General features: G+C 67.0%; 9 protein-coding genes. 3 read left to right on the forward strand and 6 right to left on the reverse strand.

Features of this window, described 5'->3' with window-relative positions; all coding sequences use genetic code 11:
• Nucleotides 1-58 precede the first annotated feature (58 nt).
• A complete protein-coding gene (locus MF6396_RS13825) occupies nt 59-1,762 on the forward strand; it encodes a SulP family inorganic anion transporter (protein WP_043860081.1) in 1,704 nt (567 codons plus the stop codon).
• 68 nt (nt 1,763-1,830) lie between these two features.
• On the opposite strand, the gene MF6396_RS13830 is transcribed toward MF6396_RS13825, so the two are convergent.
• The 4 genes from MF6396_RS13830 to MF6396_RS13845 all read right to left on the reverse strand — a co-directional run bounded on the left by MF6396_RS13830 (nt 1,831) and on the right by MF6396_RS13845 (nt 7,408).
• Entirely contained in the window at nt 1,831-3,417 is a 1,587-nt protein-coding gene (locus MF6396_RS13830; protein ID WP_238596439.1) for an alpha/beta hydrolase-fold protein, read from the reverse strand.
• 7 nt (nt 3,418-3,424) lie between these two features.
• Nucleotides 3,425-5,839, reverse strand: coding sequence for a TonB-dependent receptor (locus MF6396_RS13835; RefSeq protein ID WP_078480624.1), 2,415 nt, complete (start codon nt 5,837-5,839; stop codon nt 3,425-3,427).
• 68 nt (nt 5,840-5,907) lie between these two features.
• Nucleotides 5,908-6,876, reverse strand: coding sequence for a FecR family protein (locus MF6396_RS13840; protein ID WP_078480626.1), 969 nt, complete (start codon nt 6,874-6,876; stop codon nt 5,908-5,910).
• Nucleotides 6,869-7,408, reverse strand: coding sequence for an RNA polymerase sigma factor (locus MF6396_RS13845; RefSeq protein WP_043859744.1), 540 nt, complete (start codon nt 7,406-7,408; stop codon nt 6,869-6,871). The genes MF6396_RS13840 and MF6396_RS13845 overlap by 8 nt, the downstream gene beginning before the upstream one ends.
• A gap of 191 nt (nt 7,409-7,599) precedes the next feature.
• Here MF6396_RS13845 and MF6396_RS13850 point away from each other — a divergent pair, with 191 nt between their 5' ends.
• Complete coding sequence (locus MF6396_RS13850) at nt 7,600-8,628, forward strand: DUF4917 family protein (protein ID WP_058540925.1); 1,029 nt, start codon at nt 7,600-7,602, stop codon at nt 8,626-8,628.
• Between the two features lie 163 nt (nt 8,629-8,791).
• Nucleotides 8,792-9,694, forward strand: a complete 903-nt coding sequence (locus MF6396_RS13855; RefSeq protein ID WP_078480627.1) for a DMT family transporter — start codon at nt 8,792-8,794, stop codon at nt 9,692-9,694.
• On the opposite strand, the gene MF6396_RS13860 is transcribed toward MF6396_RS13855, so the two are convergent.
• Complete coding sequence (locus MF6396_RS13860; RefSeq protein ID WP_078480629.1) at nt 9,631-10,848, reverse strand: class I SAM-dependent methyltransferase; 1,218 nt, start codon at nt 10,846-10,848, stop codon at nt 9,631-9,633. The genes MF6396_RS13855 and MF6396_RS13860 overlap by 64 nt on opposite strands.
• A 108-nt stretch (nt 10,849-10,956) precedes the next feature.
• Nucleotides 10,957-11,574 (reverse strand): TPM domain-containing protein, encoded by a 618-nt coding sequence (locus tag MF6396_RS13865; RefSeq protein ID WP_043859748.1) that lies wholly within the window; start codon nt 11,572-11,574, stop codon nt 10,957-10,959.
• Between the last annotated feature and the right edge of the window lie 88 nt (nt 11,575-11,662).

Raw genomic sequence — 11,662 nt, forward strand, 5'->3', positions numbered from 1 at the left:
GCCCCCAAAGACCTTGGTAAAACCCACCGCTGCTCCGAAACATCACAAGGATCGGTCCATGTTTCTCTCCCGCTGGCTCCCCGGCCTCGCCAACCTGCTGCGTTACCGTGCCGAATGGTTTCGCCCTGACCTCCAGGCAGGCCTGTCGGTTGCCGCCATCCAGATCCCCATCGCCATCGCTTACGCGCAAATCGTCGGCCTGCCGCCGCAGGTCGGGCTGTACGCGTGCATCCTGCCCATGATGGTGTACGCCCTGGTGGGCAGCTCGCGCCAGTTGATGGTCGGGCCCGACGCTGCCACCTGCGCCATGGTCGCCGGTGCCGTGGCGCCGCTGGCCATGGGCGACCCGGCGCGCGTGGCACAGTTGTCGGTGATCGTCACGGTGCTGGTGGGGCTGATGCTGATCGCCGCAGGCCTGGCACGGGCCGGCTTCATTGCCAGTTTCTTCTCCCGACCGATTCTGATCGGCTACCTCAACGGTATCGGCCTGAGCCTGCTGGCCGGCCAGCTGGGCAAGGTGCTGGGGTTCAAGATCGAGGGCAACGGCTTCGTGCTCAGCCTGATCAACCTGCTCGAACGCCTGAACGAAATCCATTGGCTGACGCTGTTCATCGGCCTGGCCGGCCTGGCTCTGCTGATCTGGCTGCCCCGGCGCTACCCCAAGCTGCCGGCAGCGCTGGTGACCGTGGCCATCGCCACCCTGGTGGCCGGCCTGTTCGGCCTGGACCGCTTCGGCGTGGCAGTCCTCGGTCACGTGCCCTCGGGCATGCCCACCCTCGCCTGGCCGCAGACCAACCTCGAAGAGATGAAAAGCCTGCTGCGTGACGCCCTGGGTATCGCTACGGTCAGTTTCTGCAGCGCCATGCTGACTGCACGCAGCTTTGCCGCACGCCATGGCTATGCGATCAACGCCAACCATGAATTCCTCGCCCTGGGCGTATCGAACCTGGCCGCCGGCGCCTCGCAGGGGTTTGCCATCAGCGGCGCCGACTCGCGTACCGCAGTCAACGACATGGTGGGTGGCAAGAGCCAGCTGGTGGGCATCATCGCGGCGCTGGTGATCGCGCTGTGCCTGCTGCTGTTCACCGTGCCCATGGCGTGGATCCCGCAGGCAGCCCTGGGCGCCGTGCTGCTGATGGCCGGCTGGGGGCTGATCGACGTCAAGTCGCTGAGCAAGATCTACACCCTCAGCCGCTTCGAGTTCTGGCTGTGCATCCTGACCACGGTCGGCGTGCTGGGCGTGGGCGTGCTGCCGGGCATCATCATCGCGGTGACCCTGGCGATCCTGCGCCTGCTCTACACCATCTACCAGCCCACCGATGCAGTGCTGGGCTGGGCGCCCGGCATCGAGGGCCAGGTGGACATCCGCCGCCACAAGGACGCGCGCACGGTGCCAGGGTTGGTGGTGTACCGCTTCGACGACGCGATCCTGTTCTTCAACGCCGACTACTTCAAGATGCGCCTGCTCGACGCGGTGCAGAAGGAGGTGGAAGCCCGCGCCGTGCTGTTCGACGCCGAGGCGGTCAGCTCGATCGACGTGAGCGGCATCGCGGCGCTGCGCGAAGTGCGTGAAACCCTGATGGCCCAGGGCATCGTGATGGGCATCGCCCGGGCCCGCGGCAGCTTCCTGCGGATGCTGGTGCGCTCGGGGCTGGCGCGGGAGATGGGCAGCGAGCTGCTGTACGGCTCGGTGCGGGCAGGCATTCGCGCCTACCGACTGTGGCGCAACAAGGTCAGGCGCGAGGCGGCTGTCGCACAGTAAACCTTTCGCCGGCAAGGCCGGCTCCTGGCGATGTTGCAGGAGCCCGCCTTGCCGGCGAAGCGGCAGGGTCAACGCGGCTCACAGGCCTGCGGCGTCCCCTGCCCGCTACCGATCAGGGCGATCAACCCACACGGCAATGACCCACGCCATTGCAGGTAGTCATGCCCGGCCGGGTATTCCACCTGCACCACCGGATACCCCTTGGCCTGCAGCACGTCGCGCAACTGGCGATTGGTGTCGAGAATCTTCGGCCCCTCGAACAACCCCGACTGCAGGTAGAAGCGCAGCGGCGCACGCGGTGCACGCACGTACTCGCGGGTCAGCCAGCCAGGCTCCATTCCTTCCGGCGCCCACCAGTACGACCCCGACAGGCTCAGCACATTGCCGAACAGCTCCGGATGCTGCAGCCCCAGGTAGGCCGAGGCCAGCCCGCCGTAGCTGGAACCTGCTACCACCGTGCGGTCGGCCGGGGCCGACAGCCCGCGCGCCTTCGCCCAGGGCATCAGTTCCTCGGCCATGAACCGCGCAAACTGCGGGTTGGGTGGCAACTCGACCTGGCGCGACAGGTCGGTCGGGTTGGCGATGATCAGCGCAGCAGTGGGGCCGATCAGGCCATCGGCGAGCAGGTTGTCGAGCAGCGTCGGGGTGGGCACCTGCCGGGTGTAGGCATGCGCATCGAACAGCACCAGCAGCCCCTGCCCCGCCGCCCCCGGTGTCCAGCCCGGCGGCCGGTACAGGTACACGTCACGCTGGTTGCCCAGCACCTTGCTGGTCAGCACCTGGCGCTCCAGCGTGCCCCGGGCTGCCCCGGGGCGCTGCGCCACCCAGGGCTGCGCAGGCGCGTCGGCAAGCTCCAGGCGCGAGCGCGACAGCCAGCGATCGCCACTGCCATCGGCAAAGCCGTTGGGGTTGAGCGGGTCTTGCCGGGAGCTGGCCAGAATCACCCGGCGGTCAGTGGAGGGCGGTACGTCGGGTGCCATCTGGTAGCTCATCCGGGTGCTGGAAGGCACCACGTAGCTGCGAAACCACACAGCGCTGCCGCCCAGGCGCTGCAGCTCATCATGGTTGCCCGACGGCGCGCCGAATACCCGAACGTTGTGCCGGGCACCTCGCCACAGGAAGGTCACCAGCGGTTGCCCGGGCTGCTCTGCCAGCGCTTCGACCAGGGGCGTACCCTGCTGCTCGCGGGCCTTCCAGAAGGCCTGGGTATCGCCCCCCTTGGCCACATGCGCCGCCAGCTCGCGCATCACCGGGCTTTGCAGGCGCGTCTGCTGGGCCTGCTGCTCGGCCACGCTGGTGACACCGGTCAGCTTGAGCGAATAGGCAGCCTGCGGGCGGGTGGCGATGGCTTCTGCGCGCACGCCATACAGGCCGTCGTGGGGGGCGATGAACATGAAGTCGCGCACCATGTCCAGCCCGTCCACCAGCAACCCCACCGGCTGGCCGTCGGCATCGAGCAGGCGCACGCTGACGTCGCCCTCCACGCGCCCCTGCACGAAGTCACCGGCCTTGAGCGGCACGGTCCATACCGGCTGCCGGCCCTGGCCGATGGCGCCGCTGACGCTGTGCCCGGGCACCAGCGATGCGGCCATTGCGGCGCCGCCGGTCAGGCTGGCCAGCGCAAGGCCGGCGCAAAATGTCTTGAGTCGTTGCATGTACACCTCAGAAGTCGATGCTGGCCGAAAGTTTCAGCGTGCGCGGCTCGCTGACCGTGGCGTAGCCGTCGTTGAACACACCGGCCCAGTAGGCACGGTTCTCGACGTTCTCCAGGCTGGCGCGCAGCACCACGTCCTTGCTCAGGATGCGCGTGCTGTAGCGACCGCCCAGGTCATAGCGGGTCCACTGCGGAATCTTCAGCTCGTTGGCCGAATCCAGGTACTGCGAGCTGCTGTGGATGGCCAGCGCGGTCAGGGTCAGGCCCTCGACCCAGGGCGTGTCCCACTCGCCGCCCAGGTTGGCCGACCACTGCGGCACCCCGCGCGCGGCGTTGCCATCGAGCTTGCCGCCAGCGGTCTTGGTCAGCTCGGCACGGGTATAGGTCACCCCACCCAGCAGGCGTACGCTCGGCGTCAGCGAACCGAACAGGTTCCACTCCACCCCGCGATTGCGCTGCTGACCATCGTCGGTGTAACGGTTGCTGGCGGTGTCGAGCATCATGCTCGGCTTCTCGATCTGGAACACGCTGACGGTGTGGGTGAAGTCGCCCAGGTCCCACTTGACCCCGGCTTCCACCTGCTTGGACTTGTACGGGGCGAACTGCTCGCCATAGTTGGCAGCCGACAGGTCGCTGACCATACCGCCCTGGGTCAGGCCCTCGATGTAGTTGGCGTACAGCGAGACATCCGCCTCCCACGGCCTGAGCACCACGCCCAGTGCCGGGGTCAGCGCATGCTCGTCATACGAAGGCGAACTCATCTTCTGGCGCACCCGCTGCGAGCGCACGCCCAGGGTCAGCAACAGCTTGTCGTCGACGAAGCCCAGGGTATCGGCCACGGCAAAGCTCGACAGGGTGTTGTCGCCGGTCTTGTCGCTGGAGCCGATGTTGCCGGCAATGATCGGCTTGCCGGGGTGATAGATGTTGGTCGTGTACTTTGCCCCGGTGACGGTGGCGGCGCGACCGATGTCCTGGTGCAGCAGGGTGGTGCTGAGCACCAGCTGGTGGGTCACCGGACCGGTACTGAAGTTGCCGCGCACACCCGCTTCGGTGGACAGGCTATGGGTATAGCCGCCCTGGTTGTAGGTTTCGGCGGTGGCGTCGCCGTTGCCGGAGGTGATGATCGAGCGCGTGCCGTTGAGGAAGCCCTTGTAGCGGGTACGCGCACCGCCGACGCTGGCGTAGGCCGTCCAGTCGTCCGACAGTTCGTATTCGCCGCGCAGGATCACCGCCTTGCTGATCTGCTTGGCCGAAATACCGTCGAGGATGTTGGAATCCGGCTTGGGCGCCTTGGTCACGTAGCCCAGTTTGCTGAAGCCGGCCATCATCGGGCTGCCGTTCTGCATCTTTTCGTGGCTTTCGTAGGCATCGAGTTCCAGCTTCCAGCCATCGCCACGGTAATCCATGCCCAGGGACGCCAGGGTGCGGTCCTTGGACTGGTCGTCGACCCCGGTGTCACCGCTGCCGTACACGCCGTTGAAGCGGATGCCCAGGCGGTTCTCCTCACCCAGGCGCCGGCTCAGGTCCAGGTGCTCGGCCCAGTAGCCGTCGGATACGTAGCTGGTGGTCAGGCGCGTCAGTGGCGCATCCCCGGCCCGCTTGGGCACCAGGTTGATCACCCCGCCCACACCGCCGTTGGGGGCCATGCCGGTGAGCAGTGCGCCAGGGCCCTTGAGCACCTCGACGCGCTCCAGGAACTCGGTGGGCACATGCCCATCGGGCGCCAGGCCATACAGACCGTTGACCGCAAGCTCGGTGGAGTCGATGGAGTAGCCGCGGATCATGAAGTTTTCGTAAGTGTGGCCTTCACCGGTGCTGAAGCGCACCGACGGGTCGTTGCGCAGCACCGCGCCCACCGTGCCGCTCTGCTGGTTTTCCATGTGCTGGGCGGTGTAGGCGGTGATGTTGAAAGGGGTTTCCATGATGTCGCGATTGCCCAGCATGCCCACCTTCGCACCGCGTGCCACCTGGCCACCGCTGTAGAGCTCGGGCGGGTTGCTGCTGTTGCCCACCTGCGCATTGACCGTGGTGGCACCCAGGGTCAGCGCGCCGTCGCTCTCGGGGCGACGCAGGATGATCACGCCGTTTTCTTCGCTGGCCACCAGGCCGCTGTTGTCCAGCAGGCGTTGCAGCGCCTGTTGCAGGGTGAAGCGGCCCTGCAGCGCCGGGGCATTGCGCCCGGCCAGCCACTGGCTGTCGGCGGCAATCGCCACCCCCGCCTCGCGGGACAGCGCCTGCACCGCGCTATCCAGCGGCTGGCTGGGCAGGTCGAGCGCCAGCACGCGGGTGCCTGCGCTCAGCTCGGCCGACACGGCCGACAGGCTGGCCGCGCCAAGAGCACAGGCCAGCACCAGGTGGCGAAGGGTGCTGGGGATAACCGAAGAAGGCGACGAACGCGTGGTCCGGGCGAGGAAAAACGACATGATCTGTCCTTTGAGCTAGGGAGTTGCCAGGAAGACGCGCTAGCTGGCCACTACCCCTCAAAAAAATTTCAACGTAGCTGCAGCCAGGTGTACTCACCCTTCTGCATCAGGCTCAGCGGCAGCACCCTGGGCAAGGCGTTCAGCAATATGTCGGGGCGGTCGCTGGGGAAGCTGCCGGTCAGGCGCAGCCCGGCTGCTCCCTCGCCAAGCCGCACCTGACGGTTGCTGTAGGCATTGAATTCGTCGATCACCTCGGCCAGCGGTGCATCGGTGAACGACCACCAGCCTTGGCGCCAGTGCTCGGCGTTCGGGGCCGCCTGCGGGTGATGCTCCACCGGCCCCGCCACACCGGGTTCGCCCAGGCGCACCCGGTCGCCGGCCAGCAGTTCGCGGGTCTCGCCATCCAGGCCGCGCACCTTCACATGACCGCGGGTCACCGCCACCTGGATATCGCCGCCACGGTCGCTGACGCTGAAGGCGGTGCCCAGCACCTGCACCTGCCCCAGCCGGGTGCTGACCAGGAAGCTGCGCAGGCGCTCGTGGGCCACGTCGAAAAACACATTGCCGTGGGCCAGCATGACCTCGCGCTGGCTGTTGCTGTACTTCACCTGCACGTTGCTTTCGGCCGCCAGCACCATCTGGCTGCCGTCGGGCAGCAGTACATTGCGTGCGGGCGCTGCATGTTCGGTCAGCAGCACCTGGTCGAACTGTGGCCGGCGCTGCCACAGCCAACCCAGCCATGCACTGCACCCGACCACCGCCAGCAGGCCGGCACCCTGGCGCAGCAGGCGACGCCGGCCGAGGTTGACCGGCTCGGGGGCCAGCGAGCCGCGCAACTGCGGGGTCAGTCGATGGATCATCTGCCAACGCTGCTCGGCCTCCAGCCAGGCACGCTCATGCTCGCTGCTTTTGTTGCGCCAGCGCTGCAACTGCCCGCTCACCTCGCGCACACGGGAGGGGTCGTCACTGTGCAGCCCCGCCAGGTAGCCCAGCGCCTGCTGTACCTTGCGTGGCGAAACCGGCCGCGCCTCAGACATGACGGCAGGCCTGGCTCAGTTCGGACAGGTCGAACACCGCGCGGCCGATGTGCAGCTCCACGGCCTTGGCCGACAGCTGCAGCTCGTCACACACCTGGCGATGGCTCTGGCCATGCAGGCGCACGCGCACGAACACCTCGCGGCGCAGGCGCGGCATGCGCTCGATACGCGCAATCAGTTGCTGCAACTGCTCGCGGGCAATCAGGATCTCTTCCACGCTGGGGGTGAGCCCATCGGCCCGTGTCAGCCAGTCCTCCAGCGCCGCCAGCTCGCGACTGCGCCGGCGAAACTGGTCGATGCACAGGTTGCGCGCCGCCTGGAACAGCAGCGCACGGGCATTGATCACCGGGGCATTGAGGGCATGCGCGTAGGCCTGGGCAAAGCTCGACTGGGCAATATCGGCCGCATCATCGGGGTTGCGCAGTCGGCTGCCGAGGTAGCGACGCAGGTCGGTGTAGTGCGCGAGCAGCTCGTCGGCGACAGCCGCAAACGACGGCGCGCCGGCCGTCCAGGGGGTTGAAAGCGAGGTCATGGGCGTCCGGCGCGTGATAAGGCAGACAAAACATTAATGGGAATTCGTATCATTCTCACACACTCACTCTGCCTTCGGCCAGCCCTCAGTACCCGGTGGCAGACACCGCAGGTTCCGGAGCGCTGATGACAACGCGTCGGCGTGCTACAGTCGCGCCCTGCCAACGTGCAACAAATCCCTACGAGATCCACATGCCCCTCGCCGACGTCGACGCAACCCTGGCGGCCTGGCCGCACCTCAATACCGCCCACCCGTGCACCAGCCTGCTGCTGGGCAACGGTGCCAGCCGCGCCATCTGGCGCCCGTTCGCCTACTTTTCGTTGTTCGAGCTGGCCCAGCGCGTGCGCCACAAGCCCCTCGGCCTCACCGACCAGGCACTGTTCAAATCGATGAACAGCGAGCTGTTCGCGCCGGTGCTCAGTGCCCTGAACACCGCCGTGCAGGTTAATGCCGCGCTGGCGATCAGTTCGTCGGCACCGCTCAACCGCTACTACGCGATCAAGGAGGCGCTGATCCACGCGGTGCGCAGCGTGCACATTCCCTGGAAGCTGCTGCCCACTGCCCACCTGGCCGCGATCAACGCCGAGCTGCGCACCTACCAGCGCGTGTTTTCCAGCAACTACGACCTGCTCTGTCACTGGGCCGTGAACCAGGCGCCGCACGGCTTTGCCGAGCTGTTCGACGAGGAAGGCGATTTCGACGTCAGCCGGGCTCAGGGGCCGGGCACGCGGATGCACTACCTGCATGGCGGCCTGCACCTGCTGCGCACCCAGCACGGCACCACGCGCCAGCGGGCGGCCAGCGGCAGCCAGTTGCTCGACGGCTTTGCCATCAACACCCCGGGCGATGTGCCGCTGTTCGTGAATGAAGACAGCAGTGACAACAAGCTGCGGGCGATTCGCGGGTCCGATTACCTGACCTGGTGCTACGCCGCGCTGGCGACGCAGCGCGAGGGGCTGTGCGTGTTCGGGCATCACCTGGACCGTGCCGACCGGCACCTGGTGGAGGCGATCAGGCAGGCGCAGCCGACACACCTGGCCATTTCGATCCTGCCGGTGAACGAGGCGGCCATCGTGAGCCAGAAGCAGCATTACGCGCGGGTGTTCGAAGCGTGCCCGGGCATCGAACTGCATTTTTTCGACGCCACCACGCACCCGCTGGGCGCGCTGGCGAATGTGCCCGCGCCGCCGCCCAAGGCAGTGGGGCGGCGTCGGCGCTAGGCCGGCCCCCACAGGAGGGCGCGAAGCCTGTAGGAGCCGGCCTTGCAGGCGAAAAGGCCGGCGCGACGCCCAACTGTACGGACACCTTTGTTGCCAACTGTAACCAGATTCCCCACCCCACCTGTGGCTCAATGAGCGGCCCCTCCAGCCCTCAGGCGCGCTCATGTCTACCCGCGAAAACACCGGCCTGGCCCTCGGCCTGCTCGGCGTCATCATCTTCAGCCTGACCCTGCCCATGACCCGCATCGTGGTGCAGGAGATGCACCCGCTGCTCAACGGCCTGGGCCGGGCCCTGGTGGCCGCGATCCCGGCAGCGGCGCTGTTGCTGTGGCGCCGTGAAAAGTGGCCCACCTGGCAGCAGGTCAAGGGCCTGAGCCTGGTGGCGCTGGGGGTGATTCTCGGTTTCCCGGTGCTGTCGGCCTGGGCCATGCAGAGCGTGCCGGCCTCCCACGGCGCACTGGTCAACGGCCTGCAACCCTTGTGCGTGGTGGTGTATGCGGCGTGGCTGTCCCACGAGCGACCTTCCACGGCGTTCTGGGCATGGGCGGCGCTGGGCAGCGCACTGGTGGTGGCCTACGCGATGATCATGGGCGCCGGACACATCCAGGCCGGTGACCTGCTGATGCTGGCGGCGATTGCTGTGGGCGGGCTGGGCTATGCCGAAGGCGGCCGCCTGGCGCGGGAGATGGGCGGTTGGCAGGTGATCTGCTGGGCGCTGGTGCTGTCCAGCCCGCTGCTGCTGGGGCCGGTGGTGTACCTGGCGCTGCAGCATGAGGGCGCGATCAGCCCGCGGGCCTGGTGGGCGTTCGGCTATGTGTCGCTGTTTTCGCAGTTCATCGGTTTTTTTGCCTGGTACGCCGGGCTGGCGCTGGGCGGAATCTCACGGGTGAGCCAGGTGCAACTGCTGCAGATCTTCTTCACCATCGCGCTGTCGGCGCTGTTCTTTGGCGAGCAGGTGGCGCCGATCACCTGGGTGTTTGCCGGCGAAGGGGCCCTTAAGGTCTACCCGGGAATCAAGCCATCGGCCCGCAGCAGCGTCTCCAGACAATGCTCCTTGACCCCATAGAACGCCTTGAGCGCCTGGATCTTCTCCAGCAACGCCTGCGCCGCCACCGGCTCGCGCCGCCGGGTGGCCAGGATCATCTTGTTCTTGTTGGTGTGCTCCAGCGAGATGAACTCGAACACCTTGGTCTCGTAGCCACAGGCCTCCAGGTACAACGCACGCAGGCTGTCGGTGAGCATCTCGGCCTGCTGCCCCAGGTGCAGGCCGTACTGCAGCATCGGCTTGAGCAACCCCGGGCTGTGCATCTGCGGGCGAATCTGCTTGTGGCAGCACGGCGAGCACATGATGATCGCCGCGCCACAGCGAATACCGGTATGAATCGCGTAGTCGGTGGCAATGTCACAGGCATGCAGGGCGATCATCACCTCGATGGCGCTGGGCACCACGCTGCGCACATCGCCACACTCGAACTTCAGCCCCGGATGCTCCAGGCGTGCGGCGGCGGCATTGCACAGCTCGACCATGTCCGGGCGCAACTCCACGCCCGTCACCTGCGCCTCGCGCTGCAGGGTGTTGCGCAGGTAGTCGTGGATCGCGAAGGTCAGGTAGCCCTTGCCCGAGCCGAAGTCCGCCACCCGCACCAGCTGATCTGCCGCCAGTGGCGCGCTGCTCAGCGCATGGGAGAACACCTCGATGAACTTGTTGATCTGTTTCCATTTGCGCGACATCGCCGGAATCAGCGCCTGCTGCTTGTCGGTCACGCCCAGATCGTGCAGAAACGGCCGGCTCAGCTCCAGGTAGCGCTTCTTCTCGCGATCATGCTCGCCGGTCACCACCTCGCGCGCCTGCTGCACGGCGTTGCGATGCAGCATCGGCTTGCCCTTCTTGGTGAACTCCAGCTGCACCTCGTCGTTCAGGCTGAGCAGGTGCGCGTTGCGAAACGAAGCCGGCAACAGTTCACCGATCAACGTCAGCGCCTCGTCCAGCGCCAGGTTGCGGGTGATGTCGCGGGTCTTGTAGCGGTACACGAACGACAGGCTGGCCTGCCCCTTGATCGTCAGCGGCTTGGCCGTTACCCGCTGCAGGTCGACCTCGGCGCCGACATGGCGCGCCAGCACCAGTTTGATGAAGGTGTGCTGGTGCAGGCTGGTGGCGAGCAGCGCCAGAAACTGCGCACGCGCATCCGGCGCGGCCTGGACGGTGGGGGTTGCGGACATGGGGAGTGGGTGCCTCGGGTTGCGGGGGGCGCCCGCAGGCGCGCAATGGCGCGCATTTTACGTGGATGACCGCCCCAGGCACAGCATTTGTCGATCAGCGCGCATGCCTCAGCCCAGCAGCACCAGCCGGTTGGGCAGCTCGTTGCGCGCCTGGGTCACCGGCACATGGGCCGCCAGCAGCTCGCCACAGGCCTCGATGCAGGTGACAAAGCCCTGCAGGGTCTGGCCCTGCTGCACCTGGGCGGTGAAGGTGCGCACGATGGCGTCCCAGGCCTGGTTGTCGAGGCGACTGGAGATGCCCTCGTCCACCAGGATCTCCACATACCGCTCGGCCTCGCTGACGAAGATCAGCACCCCGGTGCGGCCCACGGTGTGATGCAGGTTCTGCTCCAGAAACTGGCGCCGCGCCAGGTTCGACGCACGCCAGTGGCGCACCCTGCGCGGCACCAGCCAGCTGGTCAGGCGCGGCAGGCGGAACACCAGGCACAGCACGATGAAGGTCAGCCACTGCGCCAGCAGCAGGCCATGCACGCTCAGCCAGCCGCTCAGGTAATAGAGGACGCCCGGCACCACCAGCGCCAGCAGGCTGGCCCACAGCAACGGGATATAGGCATAGTCGTCGGCACGCGCCGCCAGCACCGTCACCAGCTCGGCATCGGTACGCTGTTCTACCTGGGCGATGGCCTGGGCCACCTGACGCTGTTCGTATTCACTGAGCAATGCCATGTACGTGTGTGTCTCTTGTCGTGTAGTTACCAGCCGCCGGAGGACCCGCCCCCGCCGACACTGCCGCCGCCGCCACTGAAGCCACCGC

The organism is Pseudomonas sp. MF6396 (genome assembly GCF_002018915.1).
GTDB classification, from domain to species: Bacteria; Pseudomonadota; Gammaproteobacteria; order Pseudomonadales; family Pseudomonadaceae; genus Aquipseudomonas; species Aquipseudomonas palmensis.

Bases quoted from the DNA above. Each gene is read 5' to 3' on its own strand.
- MF6396_RS13855 (WP_078480627.1), top strand. From the start codon at position 8,792: ATGTCTACCCGCGAAAACACCGGCCTGGCCCTCGGCCTGCTCGGCGTC.
- MF6396_RS13845 (WP_043859744.1), bottom strand. From the start codon at position 7,408: ATGACCTCGCTTTCAACCCCCTGGACGGCCGGCGCGCCGTCGTTTGCG.
- MF6396_RS13835 (WP_078480624.1), bottom strand. From the start codon at position 5,839: ATGTCGTTTTTCCTCGCCCGGACCACGCGTTCGTCGCCTTCTTCGGTT.
- MF6396_RS13830 (WP_238596439.1), bottom strand. From the start codon at position 3,417: ATGCAACGACTCAAGACATTTTGCGCCGGCCTTGCGCTGGCCAGCCTG.
- MF6396_RS13825 (WP_043860081.1), top strand. From the start codon at position 59: ATGTTTCTCTCCCGCTGGCTCCCCGGCCTCGCCAACCTGCTGCGTTAC.
- MF6396_RS13860 (WP_078480629.1), bottom strand. From the start codon at position 10,848: ATGTCCGCAACCCCCACCGTCCAGGCCGCGCCGGATGCGCGTGCGCAG.
- MF6396_RS13850 (WP_058540925.1), top strand. From the start codon at position 7,600: ATGCCCCTCGCCGACGTCGACGCAACCCTGGCGGCCTGGCCGCACCTC.
- MF6396_RS13840 (WP_078480626.1), bottom strand. From the start codon at position 6,876: ATGTCTGAGGCGCGGCCGGTTTCGCCACGCAAGGTACAGCAGGCGCTG.
- MF6396_RS13865 (WP_043859748.1), bottom strand. From the start codon at position 11,574: ATGGCATTGCTCAGTGAATACGAACAGCGTCAGGTGGCCCAGGCCATC.